The sequence below is a fragment of the Pseudorhodoferax sp. genome, from assembly GCF_047601025.1.
Lineage (GTDB): Bacteria > Pseudomonadota > Gammaproteobacteria > Burkholderiales > Burkholderiaceae_C > Pseudorhodoferax.
On the sequence record NZ_JASGJZ010000001.1, the window covers coordinates 3,757,430 to 3,783,324 of the forward strand.

Sequence of the window (25,895 nt, forward strand, 5' to 3'; positions counted from 1 at the left end):
AGTTCCACCACGACGCAGGCTGTTCCATGCACCCCGGCCCCTTCGATCCGCACGCCGACCAATCCCCGTCCTCCGCCTGGCGCCGCGCCGCCCGTCATTTCCTGGCCGCCGTGCTCGGCGTGCTGGTGCTGGCCCTGGGCACCTACCTGCTGGCGCTGCCGGTGGCCCATGCCCAGGCGCAGGGTGAGCTGCGCATCGGCTACCAGAAGTCCGCCAGCCTGTTCGTGCTGCAGAAGGCGCAGGGCACGCTGGAGAAGCGGCTGGCGCCGCTGGGCTTCGGCGTGAAGTGGGTCGAGTTCCCGGCCGGCCCGCAGCTGCTGGAGGGGCTGAACGTCGGGGCCGTCGACGTGGGCTACGTCGGCGAGGCGCCGCCGATCTTCGCCCAGGCCGCGGGCGCGCAGTTCGTCTACATCGGCTTCGATCCGGCGGCGCCTCGTGCCGAGGCCATCCTGGTGCGGCACGACGCGCCGATCCGCAGCGTGGCCGATCTCAAGGGCAGGAAGGTCGCGCTGAACAAGGGCAGCAATGTGCACTACCTGCTGGTGCGCCAGCTGGAGCGGCATGGCCTGCGGATCGGCGACATCCAGCCCGTCTACCTGGCGCCGGCCGACGGCCGCGCCGCCTTCGAGAGCGGCAGCGTGGACGCCTGGGCGATCTGGGATCCGTTCCAGGCCGCGGCCGAGAAGGCCACCGGCGCCCGCGTGCTGGCCGACGGCACGCCTGGCGTGGTCAACAACTACCAGTACTACCTGGGCGCGCGCGGCTTCGTGCAGCAGAACCCGCGGGTGGTGCAGGCGTTGTTCGAGGACGCGGCGGAGCGGGGCCAGTGGCTCAGGAAGAACCCGCGCCAGGCGGCCGAGCTGATCGCGCCGCTGCAGGGCCTGCCGGTGGACGTGGTCGAACAGGCGCTTCAGCGCTACGAGTTCGGCGTCCAGCCCATCACCCGCCAGGTGGCGGCCGACCAGCAGAAGATCGCCGACACCTTCCACGCGCTCAAGCTGATCCCGCGGCCGATCAAGGTCAGCGACGCCGTGGTGTTCGGCCAGGACTGACGCCGGGAGAGCGGGCCGTGGCCCGCTGCTCTCCCGTGCCTGCCACCGCCCGGCCCCGGCCGCCGGCGCCGCTGCATCCGGCATCGCCGCCTGATCCTTTCCTCTTCGTCCTTCCTCCCTTCCCATGCAAGTCTTCTGGTTTCTCCCCACCCACGGCGACAGCCGCTACCTCGGCACCGGCGAAGGCGCGCGCCAGGTCGATCTTCCCTACCTGCAGCAGGTGGCCGGCGCGGCCGACCGGCTGGGCTACGAGGGCGTGCTGATTCCCACCGGGCGTTCCTGCGAGGACCCCTGGGTCATCGCCTCCAGCCTGATCGGCGCGACGCAGCGGCTGAAGTTCCTGGTCGCCGTGCGGCCCGGCCTGCACCAGCCGGCGCTGGCCGCGCGCATGGCCGCCACCTTCGACCGCCTCTCGGGCGGGCGGCTGCTGGTGAACCTGGTCACCGGCGGCGACCAGGGCGAGCTGGAGGGCGACGGCGTGTTCCAGGACCATGCGGCGCGCTACGAGCAGTCGGCCGAGTTCATCCGCATCTGGCGCGAGATCCTGGCGCGCAGCCACGGCACCGAGAGCTACGACTTCGACGGCAGGCACCTGCGCGTCAAGGGCGCGCGGCTGCTGTTCCCGCCGGTGCAGCGGCCGCACCCGCCGGTCTGGTTCGGCGGCTCCTCGCCGGCCGCGCAGGAGCTGGCGGCCGAGCAGGTCGAGGCCTACCTGACCTGGGGCGAGCCGCCGGCCGACGTGGCCGCCAAGCTGGACGAGGTGCGCCGGCGCGCCGCCGCGCGCGGCCGGCGGCTCAGGTTCGGCATCCGGCTGCATGTGATCGTGCGCGAGACCGAGGACGAGGCCTGGCGCGCGGCCGACGCGCTGATCAGCCGGCTGGACGACGCCACCGTGGCGCGCGCGCAAGCGGCGTTCGCCAGGATGGATTCCGTGGGCCAGCAGCGCATGGCGGCGCTGCATGCCGAGGCGCGTGCCCGCGGCGGGCCGTCCAGCCGCTCGCGTGCCGCGCTGGAGGTCAGCCCCAACCTCTGGGCCGGCATCGGCCTGGTGCGCGGCGGCGCCGGCACGGCCCTCGTGGGCAGCCCCGCGACCGTGGCCGCGCGCCTGCAGGAGTACGCCGACCTGGGCATCGACACCTTCATCCTGTCCGGCTACCCGCACCTGGAGGAGGCCTACCGCTTCGCCGAGCTGGTGTTCCCGCTGCTGCCGCTCGCGCTGCGCGAGCGCCTGGCCGGCGGCCACGTGACCGGGCCGTTCGGCGAGGTCGTGGCGAACCTGGACGCGCCGGCGCGGCTGGCGGCGCAGAGCTGAGGAGAGGCATGCCATGAGCACGCTGAGTTCCGACGTCCGCGAGCCCCAGGTCACGCCGCTGCCCGACGTGGCCGATGCGCCCGGCACGCCCCCGGCCTGGCTGGCCGGCATCGCGCACCAACTGCTGCCCTGGCTCGTGCCGGTGGCGCTGGTCGCGGCCTGGCAGGTGGCGTCCGCGCAGGGCTGGCTGTCCTCGCGCGTGCTGCCGGCGCCGGTCGACGTGGTCGCCGCCGCGTGGACGCTGGCCGCCTCCGGCGAGCTGTGGACGCACGTGAAGGTCAGCGCCGGCCGCGCGCTGCTGGGCCTGGCCATCGGCGGCGGCCTGGGCCTGCTGCTGGGCCTGCTCACCGGCTCGGTCCGCTTCTTCGAGACGCTGCTCGACTCGACCATCCAGATGGTGCGCAACATCCCGGCGCTGGCGCTGATCCCGCTCGTGATCCTGTGGTTCGGCATCGACGAGTCGGCCAAGCTGTTCCTGATCGCGGTGTCGGTGTTCTTCCCGATCTACCTGAACACCTTCCACGGCATCCGCAACGTCGATCCGCAGCTGATCGAGATGGGCCGCACCTACGGCCTGTCGCGCTGGCAGCTCTACCGGGAGGTGATCCTGCCCGGCGCGGTGTCCTCCATCCTCGTGGGCCTGCGCTTCTCGCTCGGCCTGATGTGGGTGATCCTGATCGTGGCCGAGACCATCTCGGCCCAGGCCGGCATCGGCTACCTGACGATGAACGCGCGCGAGTTCCTGCAGACCGACGTGGTGCTGGTCGGCATCGGGCTGTACGCGCTGCTGGGCAAGCTGGCCGACCTGCTGGCGCGCGGGCTGGAGCGCTGGTGGCTGCGCTGGCACCCCGGCTACGGCCGATGAACCGCGAGGCCCACCGCATGACGCATCCGAACTTCCCGCTGCGCCGCCGCACCGTGCTGGCGGCCGCTCCCTTGCTCGCGGCCGGCGCGGCGCGGTCCCGGCCGGCGCCGGCCACCGTGCGCATCGGCTACCAGAAGTCCTCCACGCTGACCGTGGTGCTCAAGGCCCAGGGCGTGCTGGAGCGCCGGCTCGCGCCGCTGAACGCCGAGGTCGCCTGGCACGAGTTCACCAGCGGCCTGCCGCTGCTGGAGGCGCTGAACCTGGACAACCTGGATTTCAGCGCCGACGTGGCCGACACCGTGCCCGTGTTCGCCCAGGCCGCCGGCGCGCAGCTGACCTTCGTCGCGCAGGAGGCGCCGTCGCCCTCGGCCCAGGCCATCGTGGTGAGCGCCGATTCGCCGCTGCGCGGCGTGGCCGCGCTGAAGGGCCGCACCGTCGGCTTCGCCAAGGCCGCCGGCGCGCACTACCTGCTGATCGCCGCGCTGGCGCAGGCCGGCCTGTCGCTCCAGGACATCACGCCCGCCTACCTGACGCCGGCCGACGGCCGCGCCGCGTTCGAGCGCGGCGCCATCGACGCCTGGGTCGTCTGGGATCCGTTCCTGGCGGCCGCGCAGCGCCAGTCCGGCGCGCGCGTGCTGGCCGACGGCACGGGCATCGCCTCCTACCAGCGCTACTACCTGGCCGGCACCCGGTTCGCCCGGGCCCGCGCCGACGTGCTGCAGGTGCTCTACGACGAGCTGGCCCGGGCCGGCCGCTGGGTCAAGGCCAACCCCGACGCCGCCGCCGCGCTGCTGGCGCCGGTCTGGGGCGTGGACCTGCCCACGGTGCTGCAGGCCAACGGCCGGCGCAGCTATGCCGTGCGGGCGGCCGTGCCGCAGGGGCTGGCCGAGCAGCAGAAGATCGCCGACGCCTTCTTCGCCGAGAAGCTGCTGCCGCGCCGCGTGGATGCGCTGGACGTGTCCTTGTTCCAACCCGCCTGACGATGCCATGACCACTCCACCGACCGAAGGCGTGCGCCTGCAGGCGCGCAACCTGTCCAAGCGCTACGGCGACCGCACCGTGCTGCAGAACACGCAGCTGGACGTCGCGCCCGGCGAGTTCATCGCCATCGTCGGCCGCAGCGGTTGCGGCAAGAGCACCCTGCTGCGCCTGGTGGCTGGGCTGGAGGCCGCGAGCGGGGGCAGCCTGGCGGTCGATGGCCGGGCGGTCGCCGGCCTGGACGCGCGCACGCGCATCATGTTCCAGGAAGCCCGGCTGCTGCCGTGGAAGCGCGTGCTGGACAACGTGCTGCTGGGCCTGCCGGCATCGGCCCGCCGGCGCGGCGAGGAGGTGCTGGCCCAGGTCGGCCTGGCCGAGCGCGCGCGCGAATGGCCGGCGCGCCTGTCCGGCGGCCAGCGCCAGCGCGTGGCGCTGGCGCGCGCCCTGGTGCACCGGCCGCGGCTGCTGCTGCTGGACGAGCCGCTGGGCGCGCTGGACGCGCTCACGCGCATCGAGATGCACCGGCTGATCGAAGGCCTGTGGCAGCGCCACCGCTTCACCGCGCTGCTGGTCACCCACGACGTGCAGGAGGCCGTGGCGCTGGCCGACCGCGTGCTGCTGGTCGAGGACGGCCGCGTCGCGCTGGACCAGCGCATCGACCTGCCACGCCCGCGCGTGCACGGCGACGCGGCCTTGGCCGCGGCCGAGAAGCGCATCCTCGACCGCGTGCTGCGCCGCACGGCGCACGAGGAGCCGGCGACGCCCGGGCTGCGCCTGGCCGCCTGAACGCGCCGGCCGCCCGTCCCGCGCAGGCCGCGGCGGCTTTGGCATGATGGCGGCCATGTCCGCCCCCGAAGCCTCCGCCCGCGCCGGCGTGCGCCACGTGTATTGCCTGTGCGCCGAATGGTGCGGCGCCTGCCGCGAATGGCGCGCCCGGTTCGACGCCCTGGCCGCCGCCCATCCCCGCTGGCGCTTTCACTGGATCGACGTGGACGCGCACGAGGACGTGCTCGACGTGCTGGACATCCAGACCTTCCCGGTGCTGCTGATCGCGCAGGACGGCGCGCCGCTGTTCTGCGGCCCGGTGCAGCCGCAACAGCCGGCGGTGGAGCGGCTGCTGCAGTCGCTGCGCGAGCCCGTCGCCGGCCTGGACCCGGCCGCCCACCGCCTGCTCGACCTGCTGCAGATGCCATGAAGCTGCCGACCTACTTCATCTCCCACGGCGGCGGCCCCTGGCCCTGGATGAAGGCCGAGATGGGCGCGCGCTATGCCCGCCTGGAGGCCGCGCTGGCCGACATGCCGCGCCAGATCGGCCGCCGGCCGGCCGCCGTCCTGATGGTCTCGGCCCACTGGGAGGCGCCGGCCTTCACCGTGCAGTCCGCCGCGCAGCCCGGCATGCTGTACGACTACCACGGCTTTCCGCCCCACACCTACCAGGTGCACTACCGCTCGCCTGGCGCGCCGGCGCTGGCGCAGCGCGTGCAGGCGCTGCTGCGGGCCGCCGGCCTGCCGGCCGCCGCGGACCCCGCGCGCGGCTACGACCACGGCATGTTCTCGCCGATGCAGGCGATCTACCCGCAGGCCGACGTGCCGGTGGCGCAGCTGTCGCTGCGGCAGGGCCTGGACCCGGCCGAGCACCTGGCCCTGGGCCGTGCGCTGGCGCCGCTGCGCGGCGAGGACGTGCTGGTCGTCGGCAGCGGCCTGAGCTACCACAACCTGCGCGCGTTCGGCCCGCAGGCCGCCGTGCCCTCGCGCGCCTTCGACGACTGGCTGGCGCAGGCGCTGCTGCACAGCCCGCCGGCGGCGCGCACGCAGGCGCTGCTCGACTGGGCGCAGGCGCCGGCCGCGCGCATCGCGCACCCGCGCGAGGAGCACCTGATCCCGCTGATGGTGGCGGTGGGCGCGGCCGAGCACGAACCCGCCACCCGCGTCTACCACGAGGATGCCTTCGCCGGCGGGCTGTCGGTCTCCAGCTACCGGTTCGGCTGACCGCGCCGCGCTACCAGGTTCGTGGGATGCGCGGCGCAGACCCGCTTCGGACAATGGCTTCGCGCCGGGATGTTCCGGCGGCCACACCCCTCCGGAGGTTCCCATGCGCCAACTCGTCACCCGCTCCCGCGCACTCGCCGTCGCCGTGCTGATCGGTGCCTCGCTCGGCACCAGCGCCCACGCCATGGGCCGCCACGACGCTCCCTGCGACGGCCTCATGGACTGCATCTACACCGCCTACTGGTGGGCGTTCCTGCGCTGAAAAGCGGTCAGCCATCCCTCGCACCCGCGCGAGATTTCCGACGAACGTCCACGCGCATCGCCAATGCCATGCCCGGAGCCTCGCCCTGTGGGCCGGGGCACGCCTCCATGCGGGCGTTGCAGTCCCCGCCCTGGCACCAAGCCAGGGCCGCGGACGCGCCTGCACCTGTGGCTTGACGCGCACCCTGTCGTGGGCGCGATCGATCCATGCATGGCTTCCAAGCTCGGCGCCGTGCTCCGGCACCGTCCGATGGATGGCCGGCATGGCCTGGAGCTGTCCCGGGCGCAGGAGGGCGTGCTGGTCGAAGGCGGTCGGCAGCTGCCGAAAAATTCGCGATCCATGTGATAATTGTCAATAATTCTCATTTGACATGATCGGGTTTTCAGGTCCGCGGGAGCAGCGCCCGGCGGTGTGGTGACAGCTTATGAGCGCTTCTGCCGATGCCTCTGCTCCCTCGCTGGAGACTCTGTACTGCGACCACCACCGCTGGCTGCAGGGCTGGCTGCATCGCCGGTTGGGCAACGCCGCCGATGCCGCGGATCTGGCGCATGACGCCTTCGTCCGGCTGCTGACCCGGCCGGCCGGCCGGGGTTTCGCCAGCTTCGCCGAGGCCCGGGCTTATCTCCGCACCGCCGCCGGCGGCCTGTGCGTCGACCTCTGGCGGCGCCGCGAGATCGAACAAGCCTGGCTGCAAACGCTGGCGGTCCAGCCCGAACGGTTCGCGCCGTCGCCCGAGCACCAGGCCATCGTGATCGAGACGCTGCTCGAGATCGGCGCGATGCTCGGCCGCCTGTCCCGGAAGGCGGCGAGGGCGTTCGTCATGGCGCAGGTGGACGGCGTGCCGTACCGCGACATCGCGGCGGAACTGGCCGTTTCCGAGCGCATGGTCAAGAAATACATCGCCCAAGGCATGCTCCAGTGCGCGCTGATCGAGGCCGGACTGGCCTGACCCGGTCCGCATCATGGCCGTGAAGCCCTGTACGGCCGCCTTGCGCGCCGGCCTCGCCGAACCGCCGGCCAGGCCCAGCGTCCAGAGCCTGGAGCAGGCGGCGCAGTGGTACGCGACCTTGCGCGACGAGAACGCCGCCGAGGCCGACCGGGCCGCCTGGCGCGCCTGGCTGGCGCACTCGCCGCAGAACCAGTCGGCTTGGGCACACATCGAGAGCGTGAGCCGCAGGTTCGAGCCGCTGCGGGGCCACGGCCCCCAGGGCACGGCGGCCGCCGTGGCCGGCGTCGCCGCGGCGCGGTCGACGGTGGCGCCGCGGCGGCGCCAGGCGCTCGGCACCGCCGCCGGCGTGCTGGGCGTGGGCGTCCTGACTTGGCTGGGCTGGCGGCACCTTCCCATGCCTGAGCGGGTGGTGGCATGGCGCGCCGACCATCGCACCGGCGTCGGCGAGCGCCGGGACGTGGTGCTCGGCGACGGCTCGCGCATCTGGCTCAATACCGGCAGTGCCATGCAGGTGGACTACCAGGCCAGCCAGCGCCGGCTGGTGCTCCTGGATGGCGAGATCCTGGTCCGGACCGCCGCGGACCGGCTGCAGCGCCCGTTCTACGTGGGCACCCGCCACGGGCAGCTGCAGGCCCTGGGCACGCGCTTCACCGTGCGCCAGGCCGCGGACCGGACCCGGCTCGACGTGTTCGAGGGCGCGGTGGAAATTCGCACCCAGGCGGGCAAGGCGCTGCGCGTCCAGGCGGGCCGGGCCGCCACGTTCGACGCCCAGGCCATTTCCGCGCTCGAGGATGCCGACCGCTTGCGGGAAGCCTGGAGCCGGGGCAAGCTGCCGGCGGACGACATGCCCCTGGGCGCGTTGCTGGAGGAACTGGGCCGCTACCGCCATGGCCACATCAGCGTGGCGCGCGACGTGGCGGGCCTGAAGGTCAGTGGCGTCTATCCCACCGACGACGTCGAGCGGGCCCTTTCCATGCTGGAGCAGACGCTGCCGATCCGCGTGCGGCGCACCTTGCCGTGGTGGACCACGGTCGAGGCGCGGTAGGCCCGCGCGCCGCCTTCCGGCAGGCGCGCATGCGCTGTCCGGAAGAATTTTTTGGCGGACGTGGTTCCCCTTTTCCGGTCTCGTTCGATTGAGCAGGGAAGAGGCGACGGTCGGTTCGACGGTTCGTCCCATCCTCCCCAGGCAGCACCGCTTCGCGCGGTACCCACCCAGGCATGAGCCCAGAATGCCGCTGCGCGCGCAGCGGCAGATGGTTCTGTGCGCTCGATGGTCGCCTCGCCGTTTCGTGACTTTCGAGGAGAACCATCCATGTCCCTGCGCCGCAGTTCCACCGGGCATCCCGGGCCCGGACGCCAGTGCATTCCCCGGCTGCCCGCGGCCCCTGGCCCGCATGCCGCCCTCCGCCCCGTGATGATGGCCGTGCACCTGGCCACGGCGGCCACGATGCTCGCCGCCGCGGCCTGGGCGCCGAGCGCCCAGGCGCAGAGCGCCGCCGGGCAGGCGCGGCGTTTCAGCATCCCGGCCGGCAGCCTGACGTCGGCGCTGAACCGCTTTGCCGAAGAGGCGGGGGTGTTTCTTTCGGCCCCGGCGGCGCTGACGCAGGGAAGGAGCAGTGCCGGCCTGTCCGGCCAGTTCACCGTCGAGCAAGGCTTCGCGCAGCTGCTGCAGGGCCAGAGCCTGCAGGCCGTGCGCCAGGCCGATGGCACGTATGCGCTGCGTCCCGTCGCAGCGGCGGCGGAGCCTGCGGCTGCGCCAGCCGCGGAGAGCACGGCGCAGCCGGTGGCCACGCTGGCGGAAGTCCGCGTCGTCAGCGCAGCCGGCTACGAGCAGGACATCCGCAATGCCCCCGCCAGCATCAGCGTCATCGGAAGCGAGGAACTCGAGAGCAAGCAGTTCAGTTCGCTGCAGGACATCGCGCGGGAGGTGCCCGGCGTCGCGGTGATCGGTTCCGGCCGGCAGAGCGGCATCTCGATCCGGGGCATGGAGAAGGGGTACACGCTGATCCTGGTCGACGGCATGCGGGTGCGGTCCGAGACCAGCAACCCGAGAGAGCTGAACAACGAGGACCTGGACAGCAACTACATCCCGCCGCTGTCGGCGATCGAGCGGATCGAGGTGATCCGCGGGCCGATGAGCTCGCTGTACGGCAGCGACGCCATGGGCGGCATCATCAACGTCATCACCAAGAAGACGCCCGCGACCTGGAGCGCCAGCGCCGGCTACGGCCTGCGCGTCCCGGACAGCGGCGCGATGGGCAACCAGACCCAGAAGGACTTCTACCTTTCGGGGCCCGTCGTCAAGGAGCTGGTCGGCCTGTCCCTGTGGGGCAACGAGACACACCAGGACGAGGACCGGTACTACGGCGGCTACCAGGAGTCGACCAAGAACACCATCGGCGGCAAGCTGCGGTTCACGCCGCACCGCAACCATGACCTGACCCTGGACTACTCGAAGTCCGGCCAGCACTACATCGGCAATCCGGGCGGCACCTTGCTGCCGACGGCCGGCATCGCCGACCGGGAATGGAACCGGGACACCTGGGGCGCCGCCTACAACGCGCGGTTCGATCTGGGAAGGCTGGAGCTGAAGTACTACCAGGAGGACTACGAACGGCTGACCCATCCGTCCAACACCCCCTACACGACCGGCTCGACGAACAAGGTGGGCGACGCCAAGTTCGTGACCGGGATCGGCGACCACATGCTGAGCCTCGGCACCCAGTGGACGAACGACCGGCTCACGAACAGCGACCTGGGAGGCGGGCGCAGCGGCAACTACGGCACCCGCAGGCTCACCGAGCGGGCCTACTTCGCCGAGGACGAATGGGAGCTGCTGAGCCAGCGGCTCTTCCTGACCCTCGGCGCGCGCCTGACCGACAACGAGTTCTTCGGCAAGCAGTTCTCGCCCAGGACCTACCTGGTCTACAACCACGACAGCCACTGGACCTTCAAGGGCGGCGTCGCCACGGGCTACAAGAGCCCGAAGATCACGCAGATCGACGGCACCACGGCGTCCCAGCGCGGCGGGGGCACCAGCCAGTTCCTGATCCTCGGCAACCCGGACCTGCGGCCCGAGAAGAGCACGAACTTCGAGATCAGCTCGCACTACACCCGCGACGAGTCGCTGAGCGGTGGCCTGACGCTGTTCTTCAACAAGTTCGACAACAAGATCGTCAATACCAACGGCTACTTCTTCGACGACGCCAACGGCCGCCGAATCGCCGCCTACTGCGACGCGGGTGCCGTCGGAACCCGCAACTGCCCGGCCTGGGGCACCTGGCTGAACGTCAACGGCGCGAACATCCGCGGCATCGAACTGGACGGCAAGTGGGCGGTCGACAAGACGCTGAGCCTGAAGGCCAACTACACCTACACCCATTCGCGGATCGACGCCGGCAACGTGACGATCGACACGCCGGCGGGCCCGCGATCTTTCGGCGACACGCTGGCCCGGCTCGACGGCAACTCGCTGGTTGGCATTCCGAAGCACAACGGCTCGATGACGCTCGACTATCGCCCCAGCGACGCGCTGCGGAGCTTTCTGAGGCTGAACTACGAGGGGCAGATCACCGCCGTCAGCTTCGACGACAACACCGTCAGCAAGAGCGACAAGGACCTGGTCACGCTCGACGCGGGCCTGAGCTACGCGCTCAACCGCTTCCTGACCTTCAGCTTCACGGTCGACAACATCACCGACCAGAAGCGCTTCAAGGTGACCAGCGAGACCGGGGCCTACCGCTACTCGGAGCGCGGGCGCAGCTACTACGCCAGCGTCAGGGGGCGGTTCTGAACCGCGTCCGGCACTTCCCGGCACCCAACGACCCGACACCCATGACGCCTTCCACACCATCCGCTCCCCGGAGCAAACCACCGGCCGCGACAGCCGGCGCGGCCGTGCTGGGCCGCGCCGGCTGGACCGTGCACGCCGTGGCCATCTGCCTGCTGGCCTACCTGGCCAGCGCGCGCCTGGTCGACGTGACCGGCATCGTGCTCCGCCGCGCGGGCATGACCTTCCCCGACGCCGTGATGGCGGCCAGCATGGCCGGCTTTCTCTACCTGCTGCTCATCCTGCTCTGGGCCTTCTCACGCCGGGGCGTGCTGCGCACCTGGCTCTGCGCCGGCGGCCTGGCGGGGCTGGCCCTGCTCGGCGCCTGGATGCTGGGAGGCAAGCCATGAAGGACGGATTCCGCGTCCGCATGGACCTGGTCCACACCTGGGCCGGCCTGGTGCTCGGTGCGCTGCTCTTCGCCATTTTCTGGACCGGCACGCTGTCCGTCTTCGACAAGGAGATCGATCGGTGGATGATGCCGAACACGCGGATCGACCTGCGCGGCGCGCCCGGGCTGTCCGTGGACCGGGACATCGTGCCCATGCTGCGGGCGCGCGCCCCGGATGCCTCGGCCTGGAGCATCCTGCTGCCCAGCGAGCGCCAGCCGTTCCTGACCCTGGGCTATGACTCCGAGGAATCGCACATCCCGGCACGGGACCGCTTCCACCCCGCCACGCTCGAACCGCTCGCGGCCTCGAACACCCGCGGCGCCAGCAACTTCATCTACCCGTTCCACCACAACCTGACGCTGCGCGGCGGCAACAACGTCGGTGCGCTGCTGGTCGGGATCGCGAGCATGGGCATGCTGTGCCTGTTGATCTCGGGGATCGTGATCCACCGCAAGATCTTCGCCGAGTTCTTCACGCTCAGGCTGTTCCGCAGCTTCGGGCGGGCGAACCTGGACGTGCACAACGTGACGGGCGTCGTGCTGCTGCCGTTCACGCTGGCCATCACGCTGTCGGGCCTGGTCATCGCGCACCTGATCTACTTCCCGCAGGCGCCGGAGGGCGTCTTCCGCGCGCCGGCCGCGTCGTCCGCCTCCGGCCCGCAGGCCCGGCGCGCGGCACCGGAGGCACCGCGCGCCCGTGCGGAGGCGCGCGGCCGGCGGGCCGAAGGCGGCCGTGCCGAAGGGGGCGAGCGGGCCCAGAACCCGGCGCGGCGCCTGTTCCTGGCCGAGGGGCTGGGACGGGTCAAGCCGCCGAAGGTGGGCGAGCCCGCCGGCATGGTGCCGATCGACCCGATGGTCGCCGCCGCCGAGCGGACGTGGGGGCCCGGGTCGGTGTACATGGTCCGGGTCACCAACCCCGGCGATGCCGGCGGCATCGTCGCGCTGCGCCAGGGCAGCGACCGCAGCGTCGCCCTGTCCATCGACAACCAGCGCTTCTCGCTGGCCACGGGGGAGCCGCTGCAGCCGTTCCAGGCGTCGCCGACCGTCAACGTGTGGAACTTCATCGGCGGGATGCACTATCTCCAGTTCGAGCACTGGCTGCTGCGCTGGCTGTACTTCCTCGGCGGGCTCGGCGCCTGCGCGATGATCGCCACCGGCCTGCTGCACTGGACCCAGGCACGCAACAAGAGCAAGCGCGGCCCGCGCGCCAACGTGGCGTGGATGAACGTGCTGAGCATCGCCGCGGTCACCGGCATCGTGGCTGCGACCGGGGCCTTCCTCCTCGCCAACCGGTGCCTGGACAACCGGGTGCAGCTGGCGGGCATCGCCAGCCGCGATCTGGAGGTGTATGCGTTCTACGGCGCCTGGCTGCTGTGCGCGCTGCACGCGATGGTGCGGGTGCTGCGGCAGCGCCGGGACGGCTACCTGCGGGCCTGGAGCGAGCAATGCTGGGCGATCGCCGCGATCGCGGTGGCGGCCGTGGGGGTGAACTGGCTGACCACCGGCGACCACTTGCTCAGGACCGTGTTCACCAGCACGTACTGGCCGGTCGCGGGGGCGGACCTGAGCCTGCTGGCGACGGCGGCGCTCGCCGGCTTCGCGGCGCGCAGGCTGGCGCGGCGGGACCGTGGCGCCGAGCGGGCGGGGGCCGCCGAATCCGGCGAGCCCGCGCTGGCCACTGCCGGGGTGCGGCATGTCTGAGCCGAGCTGGATGTGGCTGGCCGGCGCGGCCCTGGCGAACGTCGTCGGCTTCGCCTGGCTGGCGCTGGCCATGGACGGGCACTGGCGCCAGGTGCACGGGGGCACGCGGCCCGCGCCCGGCGTGCGCATCATGCTGCGCATGCTCGGCACCGCGGGGCTGCTGGTGTCGGCCGGGCTGTGCCTCGTGGCGGATGTTCCCTCCATGGCAGCGCTGGTCTGGGTGATGCTGCTGGCCGCTGCGGCGCCGGTCGTCGCGCTGGCGCTGACCTGGAGGCCGCGGCTGCTGCGCGCCGTGTGGCCCTGGGGCGACCGGAGTCCCCGCGGTGCGTGAGAGGCGGCGCGGCCGGCCGGCGCGCCGCGCTGAGCGCCCCGGCGGCGGCGCAGCCGTCCGTGCCGCCGGACCGGCGGCGCCCGCGGCTTCTCAGCCGGCGGCCAGCGCCTGCAGGTCCACGCTGCTGCGCCGTCCCACCTGGCCCGCCGGGCCGTCCAGCCACTGCTGCGTGGCCGCGCGCCCCGCATCGCGCAGCCGGCGCAGGAACGGCAGGTGCGCGATCAGCCGCGTCTCGCCGCGCAGCGCGGCCAGCACCGGCCCGCCGTCGACCAGGTGCCAGCGTGCCTGCGCGATCCGGCCCGCCAGCCCGGTGGCCGGCCACAGCCGCCGGCCGGCATCGGCCTGCAGCGCGGCCAGCAGGTCCAGCTCGCGCAGGAACGGCGCCTGGAACGCAATGTCCATCGCGCGCTCGGCGATCTCCCGGCGCTGGCGCGGCGTGTGCTCGTGCCGGCGCGGCGCCAGCAGCACCAGCAGCGTGTCGGCCGCGCAGCGTGGGTCGGCCAGCAGCGGCTGCAGGGCCGGGTTGGCGCTGTAGCCGCCGTCCCAGTAGGGCTCGCCGTCCACCACGGCCGTGTGGTGCAGCGTGGGCAGGCAGGCCGAGGCCAGCACCGCCTCCACGCACATGGCCGCGTTGTCGAACACGTGCAGGCGGCCGCTGTCCACGCGCGTGGCGGCGATCGCCAGCCGCGGCGGGCCGCCGGCGCGCAGCGATGCGAAGTCCACGTGCTGCAGCAGCAGCTCGCGCAGCGGGTCGTGGCCCAGCGGGTTCAGCTCGTGCGGCGCGAACAGCTGCGACACGCGCAGCATCAGCCGTGCCAGCGGGTTGAAGCCCAGCGCATCGTCCTGGCCCTGGGTGAGCCACTCGAACGGCAGGCTGCTGCCCAGCGCGGTCCAGAACGCGTCCAGCGCGGCGCGCGCCTCGGCCGGGCCGCCGCGGCGCAGCCCCTGCGCCAGCAGCACCGCGTTGACGGCGCCGGCGCTGGTGCCGCTGACGCCGGCGATCGCGAAGCGGTCGGCCTCCAGCAGCGCGTCCAGCACGCCCCAGGTGAAGGCGCCGTGGGCGCCGCCGCCCTGCAGCGCGAGGTTCAGGGCTGGGCGGCGCGGGGCGAACAGGGAGGAGGGCAGCCAACGCATGGCGCGAGCATGCCACGCCGACGCTGCCCCTGCGTTGCAGGAAGCTCAGCCGATCTCGCGTCGTTCCGGCTGCAGCAGGTCCAGGGCCTCGCGCACCAGCGTGCCGATGGCGGCCGCCGCCGCGTCGCCGGCCGGCAGCGTGGCGGCGATCCGCTCGACCAGCTGGAAGCGAAAACGCGTGCCTTCCAGCTGCGAGGGCGAGGGCCACAGGTGCAGCAGGCGCCGGATCTCGCCGCGCACGATGTCCAGGTCGTCTTCCGGCGGTCCGGTGGTGCCGCCCAGGGCGTGCGCGAACAGCCCGCAGGCGGTGCGCAGCTCCACGCCGTTGGCGTGCTGCCAGAACGTGGTGCGGCAGGCCGAGGCGCAGCCCAGGTCCCGCAGCAGCTGGCGCGCGGCTCCGTGCCAGTCCGGCGGGGCGTCTGGCCGCGCGTCCGGGGCGGCGCCCTGCAGCGCGCCGCGCGCCGCCGCGGGACCGTCCAGCAAGGCCAGCAGGGCCGCCGACAGCAGCGCGCCCGACAGCGCCTGTGCGCGCCGGTCCGGCGTGTCGCCTTCGGCCAGCTTGATGCGGTAGGCCCTGGCGTAGGCGGTGGCGGCGACGCCCAGCGCGTGGGCGAAGCCCTCGGAGCCGTCCTGCGCATGGGCCGCGCGCAGCGCCAGCGCGCCGCGCAGGCATTCGCGCTCGGACAGGCAGCTCGGCCCGAGTTCCGGCTCGTGCGCAGCCAGCGGCCAGCGGCCCGCGTCGCCGCCGCCCAGCTGGTCCAGCTGTTCGAGCAGCTGCGCCGCGGCGCGGGCCGAGGGGCGGTCGGGCCCGGTGCCCACGCGCACCAGCGCGTCCACCAGCGTGTCGATGTCGCCGATGCGCATCTGCGAGCCGATGCCGCGCGCCGCGCGCTGCAGGAAGCCGGCGGCCGTCTCGAACCGGCCCAGCTCGCGGTAGGCGAGGCCGGCCTCGGCCAGCACGCGCGAATCCTGCAGCCAGGCGGCGCGCAGCGGGTCGCCGCGCAGCCGGTCGATCAGCTGGTCGAGCTGCTGCGCCACGGCCTCGGGCCGCTCGCCGCCGGCGGTCGCCTGCACCTGGGCCAGCCGGGCCGCCAGTTCGCCGGGGCTGACGGTGGCGTGCGCATCGCGCAGGCAGGGGACGTCGCTGCCGCCGGCCTGGCGGCCGCCTTCCAGGCGCCAGTTCGGATCGCCGTAGCACTGGAAGGCGCCCCAGGTGTTGGTCAGCTCGCCGTGGGTTGCGTAGACGGCGGCGCGGGCCAGGCGCACGGCTTCGCCGAAACGGCGCCCGCCCAGCAGCTCGGCGTAGAACGCGCGCGCGAAGTCCAGCGCCGCCTCGTCGTCGATCTGCCAGCCCGTCGCGATCACGGCGCGGCTGCCCATGTCGATGAACTTCAGCGCCAGGCTGCTGGCCAGCGCCGCGCGCGGGCCCTGGCCGGCGACCAGCCCTTCGCCGTGCCGGCCCGAGTAGCAGCAGTTCAGGAACACGAACTCCGGCGTGAAGCTCATCGACTCGACGTCGACCGCCCCCAGCACCTCCTGGTCCGACAGCACCACGCCGGTCTTGCGGACGGCGCGCGCGTCGGCCCCGCTGCCGCTGCGGCGGACCCATTGGTCGACCACGCCGTGGGCGCTGATGTGCAGCACGCGGACGGGCTCCTTGAGCAGCGCCACGCGTACCTGCTCGAAGCCGACGCGCGACGCCTGCGGTGCCGGCTGCGCGGTGGGCGGCGGGCCGATGCAGCTGTTGTGCGCCCAGGCGCGCGACGGATCGTCCTTCAGTAGCTGCAGCACGGCGTGCGCTTCGGCGCGCGCGCCGGGCAGGTCGTTGAAGTGCAGGGGCCGGCCGTGCTCGTCCAGCCAGCCGCCCGTGTCCGGCGCGCCGATCACCAGCGCCCGGAAGCCCGTGTGCAGGCGCGGCAGCTGGCGGAACTCGTTGGTCACGCGCTGGCGTACCAGGCCGGCCTGCACCGCGATCGGCCGCGCCGTGTCGTCGTCGGACAGCTGCGGCGGCGGCGTCAGCAGCTCCCAGGGGTAGGCGGCGGTGGTGTCGTCGACGACCAGCACGGTGTCGTCCAGGCTGGTCATGCGCGATTGCAGCGGCTGCGGCAGCAGCAGCTGGAACAGCACGGCGCCGAGCACCGGGTCGGTGCCGCGCTCGATCGGGTCGCCGGGCGCGGCGCTGTCGTCGCTGACGCGGTCGATGAAGCGGCGCAGGCTCGCCACGTCGGACTGCACCTGCGTGGCCTCCACGCGCGCCTGCTCGCCGATCAGCGCGAAGCCCAGGCCGCCGTCGGTGTCCTGCCGCACGATCAGGCGCTGCCAGACGGGCGTGCCGGCATGGCGGCGGTAGCCGCTGGTCGCGCCTTCGCGCGTCTCCAGCAGGCCGTCCGGCCAGTCGCAGCGCTCGCGCCATTCGGAGCGGTTCAGCAGCCGGCGCAGCTCGTAGGCGGCGTCCAGGGCGCGGCTCTCGTCGATCTCGATGATCTCCAGCTCGGCCAGCCGCACCTGGCGGCCGGAGCGGTTCATGCCCGCGATCAGCTGGTCGGCCCGCCAGACGCCCTGCAGCAGCGCCGTCAGCGCGTCGCCGGTCGCCAGCGCCTGCAGCTGGGTGCCCAGCAGCACGCTGGACAGGCGCAGCGCGCAGGGGCTGCCGCGCGGCGCGGCGAAGGGGTCGCGGTAGACGTGCTCGAACGCATAGCGCAGCACCCCGCGCGTGACGGTCTCGGCCAGGCCGGTGGGCGTGAGCTCGCCGATCGCGCCCAGGCCCAGCACCACGGCGCCGGCATACGCCGGCGGCCCGGCGCCATGGTTGTTGGGCCGCAGGTACTGGGCCGTGCGCAGCGCGCCGACGAACAGCTTGAGGTCGATCGCGCACTGCAGCTGGCCGCCGAGCTTGGCGTCCACGCGCCGGCCCGCCGCGCTCAGGCCCTCGTTCATGTGGTGGCCGATCAGCAGCGGAAAGCGCGCGTAGTCGAGCCCGCCGTGGACGATGCGCACGTGCAGTCGCTCCACGGCCGCGCCGGGCCCGGGCTGTACGGTTGCGGTTGCGGCGGCAGCAGCAGCAGCCGGCAGCATGCCGCCGCTGCCGTCGTCGTCGCGGGCCGCCCGCCGCGGTGGCGCCGGCGTGATCATGTGGACACGGCGCGCCGCGCCTCGGCCCAGTCCGGCGCGTCGTGGACGCAGCCGACCCCGTCCATGCCGGTGCCGGGATAGTCGTCGATGCCGATGCACAGTGCGGTGTGTGCCATGGTGGGTCCTCCGGAAGCCCGATGTTGCGCGTTTGCGCGGCGTTCCGCCTCCTGCAACTTGTGGATGCGCGCAAGGTCCGTATGGCCACGGGCCACGGGCCACGGGCCACGGGCCACGGGCCGTTCCCATGTCCGGGGGGCGCCGCATGCCCCCGTGCAGTCGACAGGCGCCGCACAGAAGATTTGCGCATAAGCAAGCAGGTAAACAGTCGTTGGCCGCGCCAGGGGCGCCGCCTACAGTGCCAGCCTCGCTGCACCGTACAGCTCCACGCCTGCCAGCCATGTCCGCCTTGCTCGATTCCCCGCCCGTGTCCGAGGTGCCCATCCAGGACTTCGACATCCGCCGCCTGCCCGCGCCCTTCGGCGCCGAGGTGCTGGGCCTGGACCTCGCCCGGCCGCTCCACGCCGCCGACTTCGCGCGCCTGCACCGCGCCCACCTGGACCACCACGTGCTCGTGCTGCGCGACCAGCGCATCACGCCCGCGCAGCAGGTCGCCTTCAGCCGCCGCTTCGGCCCGCTGCAGATCCACGTGCAGAAGAAGTTCCAGCTGGCCGGCCATCCGGAGGTGCTGGTCGTCTCCAACATCCGCGAGAACGGCGAGCCCATCGGCCTGGGCGATGCCGGCCACTTCTGGCACTCGGACCTGTCGTACAAGGAAAAGCCCAGCCTGGGATCGCTGCTGCATGCGCAGGAGCTGCCCCGCGTCGGCGGCGACACGCTGTTCGCCGACCAGCACGCCGCCTACGAGGCGCTGCCCGACGCGCTGAAGTCGCGCCTGGCGACGCTGCGCGCCGAGCACAGCTACCTGGCCCGCTACGACGAGCTGCGCGCGCGCAACCCCTGGCGGCCGGCGCTGACGCAGGCGCAGCTCGACGAGGTCCGGCCCGTCGTGCACCCGGTGGTGCGCACGCACCCCGAGACCGGGCGCAAGGCGCTGTTCGTCAGCGAGCACTTCACGACGCGCATCGTCGGCCTGCCCGGGCACGAGAGCCGCGCGCTGCTGGACCAGCTGTTCGCCGCCAGCGTGCAGCCCGCGTTCCAGCTGCGCCACCGCTGGCAGCCGCACGACATCGTGTTCTGGGACAACCGCTCGGTCGTGCACCTGGCGGCCGGCACGCCGGACACCGAGCGCCGCAAGCTCTACCGCACCACGATCGAGGGCGACACGCCCTTCTGAGGACCGCCCGAACCGCCTGCCGCGCCCGCGCCGCCGCGCGGGCAGGCAGCGCTCACCCTGGAGAACCGCCCCCATGCACCGCATCACCCGCCGCCTCGCCGCCCTCGCCACCGGCGCCGCACTGCTCGCCGGCAGCCTGGCCGCCCACGCCGAGGGCCGCATCCGCATCGCCCAGCAGTTCGGCATCGTCTACCTGATGCTGAACGTCGCGCAGGAGCAAAAGCTCATCGAGAAGCACGCCCGGGCCGCCGGGGTGGAGGCCCAGGTCGAGTGGGTCACGCTGTCCGGCGGCGCGGCCGTCAACGACGCGCTGCTGTCGGGCAACATCGAGATCGCCGGCGCCGGCGTCGGTCCGCTGCTGACGCTGTGGGACCGCACCAGGGGCCGCCAGAACGTCAAGGGCGTGGCCTCGCTCGGCAACTTCCCGTACTACCTGGTCACCAACAACCCGGCCGTGACATCGATCGCCGACTTCACCGACCAGGACCGCATCGCCCTGCCGGCGGTCGGCGTGTCGGTGCAGTCGCGCGTGCTGCAGATGGCCTCGGCCCGGCTCTGGGGCGACAAGGACTTCGCCCGGCTCGACCGCATCAGCGTGGCCGTGCCGCACCCGGACGCCGCGGCGGCCCTCATCAAGGGCGGGACCGAGATCACCGGCCACTTCGGCACCCCCCCGTTCCAGGAGCAGGAGCTGGCCGGCAACCCGAACGCCCGCATCGTGCTGAAGTCCTACGACGTGCTGGGCGGCCCGGCCTCGGCCTCGGTGCTGTACGCGACCGAGAAGTTCCGCCGCGAGAACCCCAAGACCTACAAGGCCTTCATCGACGCGCTGGACGAGGCCGCGCAGTTCATCACGGCCCACCCCGAGCAGGCCGCCGACATCTACCTGAAGGTCGGCAACGCCAGGATCGACCGCGACCTGCTGCTGTCCATCATCAGGAACCCCGAGGTGCAGTTCAAGACCGCGCCGCAGAACACCTACGCGCTGGCCGAGTTCATGCACCGCGTCGGCGCGATCCGCAACAAGCCCGCGTCCGTGCGCGACTACTTCTTCGACGACGCGCACAGCGCGGCGGGGAACTGACGGTGGACGCGCTGGCCCTGCGCCGCGCCGCTCCGGCCGTGCCGCTGCGCAGTCCGGGCGCGGCCGCCCGGCCGCCCGTGCAGCAGGCGGCCGCGCCGCAGCCGCTGCTGCAGGTCGACGGCGTGAGCCTGGAGTACCGCACCCCCGGGCGCGTGGTGCGCGCCACGCACCGCGTCGGCTTCGAGGTGCACGCGGCCGAACGCTACGTGCTGCTGGGGCCTTCCGGCTGCGGCAAGTCGACGCTGCTCAAGGCCGTCGCCGGCTTCATCGCGCCGGTGGAGGGCGAGATCCGGCTCGACGGCCGCCGCGTGGCCGCCCCCGGGCCGGACCGCATCGTCGTGTTCCAGGAGTTCGACCAGCTGCCGCCGTGGAAGACCGTGCGCGAGAACGTGATGTTCCCGCTGCTGGCCTCGCGCACGGCGGGCCGCCGCGAAGCCGCCGAGCGCGCGCTGCACTATCTGGACAAGGTCGGCCTGGCGAAGTTCGCCGACGTGCATCCGCACCAGCTGTCCGGCGGCATGAAGCAGCGCGTGGCGATCGCCCGCGCCCTGGCCATGCAGCCGCGCGTGCTGCTGATGGACGAGCCCTTCGCCGCGCTGGACGCGCTGACGCGCCGCCGGATGCAGGAGGAACTGCTGGCGCTGTGGGACGAGGTGCGCTTCACGCTGCTGTTCGTCACCCACTCGATCGAGGAGGCGCTGGTCGTCGGCAGCCGCATCGCGCTGCTGTCGCCGCACCCGGGCCGCATGCGCGCGGAGATCAACAGCCACGACTTCGGGCTGCACAGCACCGGCGGGGCCGCGTTCCAGGCCAAGGCCCGGCACATCCACCACCTGCTGTTCGAGGAGGTGGCGGCATGAGTACCGCCCGGCCGCACCAAGGTGCTCGCGCCGCAGCCCGTACGGGGGGAGGTACGCCGGTGACCGCGCTCGATCCGCCCGTGCGGCCCGAGGCCGAGTGGCGGCTGCAGCCCTACACCGCCGGCAGCGTCGAGCGCGCGCTGCCCTGGACCACCCGCCTGTGGCAGCAGGCCTGGCTGCGCCGCGGCCTGATCCTGCTCGCGCTGGCGCTGCTGTGGGAGCTGGCGGCGCGCTGGCAGGACAACGACCTGCTGCTGCCGACCTTCGGCGCCACGGCGCGCGCGCTGGCCGAGGGCATCGCCAGCGGCGAGCTGCCGGCGCGCGTGGGCCTGTCGCTGTCGGTGCTGCTGCAGGGCTACGCGGCCGGCGTGCTGCTGGCCTTCGCGCTGACCACGCTGGCGGTGTCGACGCAGCTCGGGCGCGACCTGCTGGCCACGCTGACCGCGATGTTCAACCCGCTGCCGGCCATCGCGCTGCTGCCGCTGGCGCTGCTGTGGTTCGGCCTGGGCCGGGGCAGCCTGGTGTTCGTGCTGATCCACTCGGTGCTGTGGCCGCTGGCGCTCAACACCTTCGCCGGCTTCCAGGGCGTGCCCGAGACGCTGCGCATGGCCGGGCGCAACTACGGCCTGAAGGGCCTGCGCTACGTGCTGCAGATCCTGGTGCCGGCGGCGCTGCCGTCCATCCTGTCGGGCCTGAAGATCGGCTGGGCCTTCGCCTGGCGCACGCTGATCGCGGCCGAGCTGGTGTTCGGCGCCAGCTCGGGGCAGGGCGGGCTGGGCTGGTACATCTTCCAGAACCGCAACGAGCTCTACACCGACCGCGTGTTCGCCGGCCTGGTGACGGTGGTGCTGATCGGCCTGGCCGTGGAGACGCTGGGCTTCGCGACGCTGGAGCGGCTGACCGTGCGGCGCTGGGGGCAGCAGCGCTGAGTGCGCACGGGGGCTGCAGCGCGCCGCCGGCCGGCCGGCGTGGGCTCTGCCCCCTGGGGTTCGCGGTACGGCAGCTTGGCGCCGAGGTCGTCCGCCAGCCGCTTGATGCGCGTGCCGGCCGCGGCCAGCGAGAGGCAGGCGCGCTCGGCGCCGCGGCGCAGATCGGATTCCTTGGCCGCGAAGACGGGCGGGCGCAGGTCGAACAGGTCGAACAGCGTGCGCCCGGTGGCGGGCCGGCGCGAGAAGGGCCGCCCGGCCTGGCCGGTGCCGGTCACCGGAACGGCTGCCCTCGTTTGCGCTGCCCGTCCTGGGCGGCGGCTATTCCACCTTGATCCCGGCCTCGCGCACCAGCCGCGCGTAGCGCGCCGTCTCCTCCTGGATGAAGTGTGCGAACTCCGCCGGCGTGTTGCCCAGCGGGTCCGCGCCGAGCGTGGCGAAGCGCTCCTTCACGTCCGGCTCGTGCACGAACTTCGCCACCTCGGCCTGGATGCGCGCGATCACCGGCTGCGGGGTGCCGGCCGGCGCCATCAGGCCGTTCCAGCTGTCGGCCTCGAAGCCGGGCACGCCCTCGGCCACGGTCGGCAACTCCGGCGCCAGCGGACTGCGCGCGAGGCTGGCCACGCCCAGGCCGACCAGCCTGCCGGCGCGGATGTTGGGCAGCGCGGTGACGGCGGTGTCGAACATCAGGTCCACGTTGCCGCCCATCAGCGCCTGCAGCGCTGGCGCGCTGCCGTTGAACGGCACGTGCAGCACGTCGATGCCGGCCATCAGCTTGATCTGCTCGACCGCCAGGCCGCCGCTGGTCACGGTGCCGAACGAGGCGAAGTTGATCTTGCCCGGGTTCGCGCGCGCCTTGGCCACGAGCTCGGCCGCGTTCTTCACGCCGAGCTGCGGGTGCGCTACCAGGAACAACGGGTACCTGGCCACCATGCTGATGGGCACCAGATCCTTGTCCGGCGCGTAGCCGAGCTTGCCCTGCATGGTCGAGGGCGCCAGCGTGATGGCCGTGGGCGAGGCCAGCACCAGGGTGTAGCCGTCGGCCGGCGCGCGCGCCGTGAGCGAGGCGGCCAGCGTGCCGGCGGCGCCGGGCCGGTTGTCCACGATCACCGGATGGCCGCCGAGGCCGGCACTGAGCTTGGCGGCGATCAGCCGCGCCATGACGTCGGAAGCGCCCCCGGCCGGGAAGCCGACCAGGATCTTGATCGGCTGGCTGGGCCAGGGCGCGGCCTGGGCCCGCGTGGCGCCGGCAGCCAGCGCCAGGCCGGCGCCGAGCACGGCGCGCCGGCGCAGGGAAAGAGCGTGTCGCATGCGTGTCTCCCGTTCGCGGTGCGGCGGCTAGAAATAGCCGCCCTGTGCCGTGATCTGTTCGATGGTCTGGCCCTCGGCCACCCAGGAGAAGATCTTCTTCTCGTTGGCGATCACGGCCTCGGCCCGTTCCAGCACCGCGACCGCCAGCTCGCGGGGCACGCAGACCGCGCCGTCGGCATCGGCCAGGATCACGTCGCCGGGACGCACGAACACGTCGCCGATCTGCACCGGCAGCTGGTAGTGCGTGATCAGGCAGCGCGACAGGCTGCCGTTGGGGCTGCGGTAGCGGTAGTAGACCGGGAAATCGGCCGCGACGATCTGGGCCGTGTCGCGGATGCCGCCATCGACCAGCGCACCGCGCACGCCCTTGCCCTTGACGGTGGCGGTCATGACGCCGCCCCACAGCGTGGCGCGCTCGTCGCCCGAGGTGTCCCAGACCACGAAGGCGTGCTCGCCCATCGCGTCGAGCATCTGGCCGCGGAAGGTCAGCTCGCCGCTGATGCGCGTATTGGGCGCGCTCTTGACGGTGAACGCGATGCCGGCGACGGTCTTCTCGGGCCGCAGCGCCTGCAATCGGCCGGGAAAGGCCTGGTCGAGCAGGCAATGTTCGCGCAGCACGTCGCAGACCACGGCCGCCTGCGTCTGCTCGTAGCGGCGCAGCAGTTCGGCCACGGGCATGGGAAACGGCGCGTCGGGGATGGCCTCGCGCGCCGCGATCAGCGCATCGAGCTTCATCATCATGGCTTCCTTCTGAAGCCGGGGCGGGGCATCGGTCATCGCGTCTCCTTCGGTTGCTGGTCTCATATGCGATACTGCCTATCGCATACGATCCAATATAGGAAGCATGGAAGCAGCACGTCAAGCCAGGTCCGCGCCCGCCGACAGCGGCGCCCCCGCCGTGGAACGCGCGGTGCAGCTGCTGCTGGCGCTGTCGGCGACGCCGGACGGCCTGGGCGCGCAGGCGCTGGCCGCGGCCACCGGCATGCCGCGCGCCACGCTCTACCGCGTCGTGCGCGTGCTGCTGGCGCACGGCTTCCTGCAGGCCGCGCCGGGCCGCGACGGGCTGTACCGCCTGGGCCCGGCGCTGGCGCGGCTCGGCGCGCAGGTGCAGGCGCCGCGCGACCTGGTGACGCTGGCGCGGCCGGTGATGCAGCGCCTGGCGCGCACCGTCGGCGAAACCGTCAAGCTGGTGGTGCGCGACGGCCTGGAGGCCGTGACGCTGGCCGTGGCCGACGCCGAGCTGGATGCGCGCGTGACCTCGCGCACCGGCACGCGGCTGCCGCTGCACATGGGCGCCTCGCAGCGGCTGCTGCTGGCCCACGCGGACGCGGCACTGTGGCGCCAGGTGCTGGCCAGGCCGCTGGAGCGGCGCACCTCGCGCACCTTCGGCGACCCGCAGCAGTTGCGGCAGAGCCTGGAGCTGCTGCGGCGCACGGACTCGGTGCAAGGCCACGGCGAGGGCATCGACGGCGTGGGCGCCGCCGCCACGCTGGTGCGCGGCGCCGGCGACGTGGTGCTGGGCGCGCTGGTGGCGGTCTACATCCATCCCGGCAAGAGCACGGCGCGGCGCCGCGCCATCGCGCAGGCGGTGGAGGCGGCGGCGCAGGAGATCTCGGCCTGGCAACTGCCCGTGCCGGCCTGACGCGAGGCGCGCGCGCTTGCGCAGGGCACCCCCGCCGTAGTGCTCGCAGGCCCTGGGCATGGGCCGCCGCGCCACGGTAGGAATGCCTGCGATCGCGGGCATCCACCGCGCCGGCCGTCCCCGGGTGCCCGGAATACCTGCGGGCGTGGGCATTGCGGCCGGCGCGCCGGGCCAGCCCGGCCGCGGTGGCACACTGCCCGCGTACCCGCTGCCCTGGAGACCACCGCCATGACCCTGCCATCCTCCCTGCGCGCCGCGGCCGTGCTGGCCGCCTGCGTGTTCACCGCCGCGTCCGCGCAGGCCGCGCTCCAGCCCGGCGACGCCGCGCCGGCGTTCGGCGCCGAGGCCGCGCTGGGCGGCCAGACCTTCCGCTTCCAGCTGGCCGAGGCGCTGGGGCGCGGGCCGGTGGTGCTGTACTTCTTCCCGAAGGCGTTCACGCAGGGCTGCACGCTCGAGGCGCACCTGTTCGCCGAGGCCAGCGAGCGCTTCGCCGCGCTCGGCGCCACGGTCATCGGCGTCTCGGCCGACGACATCGGCACGCTGCAGCGCTTCTCGGTCGAGGCCTGCCGCAACAAGTTCGCGGTGGCGGCCGACGCCGGCGCCCAGGTCATCCGCGCCTACGACGCGCAGCTCGCCGCGCGGCCCGGCATGGCCGACCGCATCTCCTACGTGATCGGCAAGGACGGCAAGGTCGCCTTCGCGCATGAGGGCGCGGACCCCGAGGCGCATGTGGAGCGTACGCTGAAGGCGGTCCAGCGCCTTGCCGCGCCAGCCGGCGCGGCCGGTTCATAGCGCCGCGGCGCGCCGCCCTCGATCGGCCTGCGCCGCCTGGTGCGCAGGCCGGCGGGGTTCG

General features: G+C 73.2%; 25 protein-coding genes and 1 pseudogene. 21 read left to right on the plus strand and 5 right to left on the minus strand.

The genetic code is table 11. The features are described 5' to 3' along the window. Window positions 1-26: 26 nt before the first annotated feature. The 15 genes from QM782_RS17625 to QM782_RS17695 all read left to right on the plus strand — a co-directional run bounded on the left by QM782_RS17625 (window position 27) and on the right by QM782_RS17695 (window position 13,659). The gene (locus QM782_RS17625) at window positions 27-1,052 is read left to right on the plus strand and encodes a sulfonate ABC transporter substrate-binding protein (protein ID WP_415204194.1); all 1,026 of its coding nucleotides are present in this window, start codon (window positions 27-29) and stop codon (window positions 1,050-1,052) included. 124 nt (window positions 1,053-1,176) lie between these two features. After that, on the plus strand, window positions 1,177-2,364 hold the full coding sequence (gene ssuD, locus QM782_RS17630; protein WP_415204195.1) for an FMNH2-dependent alkanesulfonate monooxygenase: 1,188 nt from the start codon (window positions 1,177-1,179) through the stop codon (window positions 2,362-2,364). 13 nt (window positions 2,365-2,377) lie between these two features. After that, complete coding sequence (ssuC, locus tag QM782_RS17635) at window positions 2,378-3,229, plus strand: aliphatic sulfonate ABC transporter permease SsuC (protein WP_415204196.1); 852 nt, start codon at window positions 2,378-2,380, stop codon at window positions 3,227-3,229. Between the two features lie 17 nt (window positions 3,230-3,246). Continuing rightward, window positions 3,247-4,209 carry an aliphatic sulfonate ABC transporter substrate-binding protein gene (locus QM782_RS17640; RefSeq protein WP_415204197.1) on the plus strand — a complete coding sequence of 321 codons (963 nt, stop codon included), beginning with the start codon at window positions 3,247-3,249 and terminating at the stop codon, window positions 4,207-4,209. Window positions 4,210-4,216: 7 nt separating this feature from the next. Continuing rightward, complete coding sequence (locus QM782_RS17645) at window positions 4,217-4,993, plus strand: ATP-binding cassette domain-containing protein (RefSeq protein ID WP_415204198.1); 777 nt, start codon at window positions 4,217-4,219, stop codon at window positions 4,991-4,993. A 55-nt stretch (window positions 4,994-5,048) separates the two neighbouring features. After that, window positions 5,049-5,402, plus strand: coding sequence for a thioredoxin family protein (locus QM782_RS17650; RefSeq protein ID WP_415204199.1), 354 nt, complete (start codon window positions 5,049-5,051; stop codon window positions 5,400-5,402). Further along, entirely contained in the window at window positions 5,399-6,196 is a 798-nt protein-coding gene (locus QM782_RS17655) for a DODA-type extradiol aromatic ring-opening family dioxygenase (protein ID WP_415204200.1), read from the plus strand. Before QM782_RS17650 ends, QM782_RS17655 begins: the two co-directional genes overlap by 4 nt. Window positions 6,197-6,299: 103 nt before the next feature. After that, a complete protein-coding gene (locus QM782_RS17660) occupies window positions 6,300-6,458 on the plus strand; it encodes a hypothetical protein (RefSeq protein WP_415204201.1) in 159 nt (52 codons plus the stop codon). 210 nt (window positions 6,459-6,668) lie between these two features. Next, window positions 6,669-6,803 (plus strand): hypothetical protein, encoded by a 135-nt coding sequence (locus QM782_RS17665; RefSeq protein ID WP_415204202.1) that lies wholly within the window; start codon window positions 6,669-6,671, stop codon window positions 6,801-6,803. Between the two features lie 79 nt (window positions 6,804-6,882). After that, the gene (locus QM782_RS17670; RefSeq protein ID WP_415204203.1) at window positions 6,883-7,407 is read left to right on the plus strand and encodes a sigma-70 family RNA polymerase sigma factor; all 525 of its coding nucleotides are present in this window, start codon (window positions 6,883-6,885) and stop codon (window positions 7,405-7,407) included. Window positions 7,408-7,420: 13 nt separating this feature from the next. Next, a complete protein-coding gene (locus tag QM782_RS17675; RefSeq protein WP_415204204.1) occupies window positions 7,421-8,452 on the plus strand; it encodes a FecR domain-containing protein in 1,032 nt (343 codons plus the stop codon). A 267-nt stretch (window positions 8,453-8,719) separates the two neighbouring features. Next, entirely contained in the window at window positions 8,720-11,200 is a 2,481-nt protein-coding gene (locus QM782_RS17680) for a TonB-dependent receptor domain-containing protein (protein ID WP_415204205.1), read from the plus strand. Between the two features lie 41 nt (window positions 11,201-11,241). Continuing rightward, entirely contained in the window at window positions 11,242-11,586 is a 345-nt protein-coding gene (locus QM782_RS17685) for a hypothetical protein (RefSeq protein ID WP_415204206.1), read from the plus strand. Continuing rightward, the gene (locus QM782_RS17690; RefSeq protein ID WP_415204207.1) at window positions 11,583-13,328 is read left to right on the plus strand and encodes a PepSY-associated TM helix domain-containing protein; all 1,746 of its coding nucleotides are present in this window, start codon (window positions 11,583-11,585) and stop codon (window positions 13,326-13,328) included. Before QM782_RS17685 ends, QM782_RS17690 begins: the two co-directional genes overlap by 4 nt. Then, on the plus strand, window positions 13,321-13,659 hold the full coding sequence (locus QM782_RS17695) for a DUF3325 domain-containing protein (protein ID WP_415204208.1): 339 nt from the start codon (window positions 13,321-13,323) through the stop codon (window positions 13,657-13,659). Before QM782_RS17690 ends, QM782_RS17695 begins: the two co-directional genes overlap by 8 nt. A 90-nt stretch (window positions 13,660-13,749) precedes the next feature. Here the strand turns inward: QM782_RS17695 and QM782_RS17700 are convergent, their stop codons facing one another. Together QM782_RS17700 and QM782_RS17705 are read right to left on the minus strand one after the other, a co-directional pair. Continuing rightward, on the minus strand, window positions 13,750-14,793 hold the full coding sequence (locus QM782_RS17700; RefSeq protein WP_415204209.1) for a patatin-like phospholipase family protein: 1,044 nt from the start codon (window positions 14,791-14,793) through the stop codon (window positions 13,750-13,752). A 45-nt stretch (window positions 14,794-14,838) separates the two neighbouring features. After that, entirely contained in the window at window positions 14,839-17,805 is a 2,967-nt protein-coding gene (locus QM782_RS17705) for a CHAT domain-containing protein (protein WP_415204210.1), read from the minus strand. A 517-nt stretch (window positions 17,806-18,322) separates the two neighbouring features. Here QM782_RS17705 and QM782_RS17710 point away from each other — a divergent pair. The 4 genes from QM782_RS17710 (at window position 18,323) to QM782_RS17725 (ending at window position 22,092) form a co-directional block, all read left to right on the plus strand. After that, window positions 18,323-19,219 (plus strand): TauD/TfdA dioxygenase family protein, encoded by an 897-nt coding sequence (locus QM782_RS17710; RefSeq protein ID WP_415204211.1) that lies wholly within the window; start codon window positions 18,323-18,325, stop codon window positions 19,217-19,219. 73 nt (window positions 19,220-19,292) lie between these two features. Continuing rightward, a complete protein-coding gene (locus tag QM782_RS17715) occupies window positions 19,293-20,303 on the plus strand; it encodes an ABC transporter substrate-binding protein (RefSeq protein WP_415204212.1) in 1,011 nt (336 codons plus the stop codon). Between the two features lie 44 nt (window positions 20,304-20,347). Beyond that, on the plus strand, window positions 20,348-21,163 hold the full coding sequence (locus QM782_RS17720) for an ABC transporter ATP-binding protein (RefSeq protein WP_415205678.1): 816 nt from the start codon (window positions 20,348-20,350) through the stop codon (window positions 21,161-21,163). Further along, entirely contained in the window at window positions 21,160-22,092 is a 933-nt protein-coding gene (locus tag QM782_RS17725) for an ABC transporter permease (protein ID WP_415204213.1), read from the plus strand. Before QM782_RS17720 ends, QM782_RS17725 begins: the two co-directional genes overlap by 4 nt. 38 nt (window positions 22,093-22,130) lie before the next feature. Here QM782_RS17725 and QM782_RS17730 read toward each other — a convergent pair. The 3 genes and pseudogenes from QM782_RS17730 to QM782_RS17740 all read right to left on the minus strand — a co-directional run. Further along, a pseudogene (locus QM782_RS17730) lies at window positions 22,131-22,367 on the minus strand (helix-turn-helix domain-containing protein); the annotation flags it as partial. Window positions 22,368-22,410: 43 nt separating this feature from the next. Further along, window positions 22,411-23,400 carry a Bug family tripartite tricarboxylate transporter substrate binding protein gene (locus QM782_RS17735; RefSeq protein WP_415204214.1) on the minus strand — a complete coding sequence of 330 codons (990 nt, stop codon included), beginning with the start codon at window positions 23,398-23,400 and terminating at the stop codon, window positions 22,411-22,413. A gap of 27 nt (window positions 23,401-23,427) precedes the next feature. Then, window positions 23,428-24,177: an RraA family protein gene (locus tag QM782_RS17740; protein WP_415204215.1), complete on the minus strand. Its 750-nt coding sequence runs from the start codon at window positions 24,175-24,177 to the stop codon at window positions 23,428-23,430. A 67-nt stretch (window positions 24,178-24,244) separates the two neighbouring features. Here QM782_RS17740 and QM782_RS17745 point away from each other — a divergent pair, with 67 nt between their 5' ends. Together QM782_RS17745 and QM782_RS17750 are read left to right on the plus strand one after the other, a co-directional pair. Further along, window positions 24,245-25,042: an IclR family transcriptional regulator gene (locus QM782_RS17745; protein WP_415204216.1), complete on the plus strand. Its 798-nt coding sequence runs from the start codon at window positions 24,245-24,247 to the stop codon at window positions 25,040-25,042. Between the two features lie 228 nt (window positions 25,043-25,270). Then, on the plus strand, window positions 25,271-25,834 hold the full coding sequence (locus tag QM782_RS17750) for a peroxiredoxin (RefSeq protein WP_415204217.1): 564 nt from the start codon (window positions 25,271-25,273) through the stop codon (window positions 25,832-25,834). Window positions 25,835-25,895: the final 61 nt, after the last annotated feature.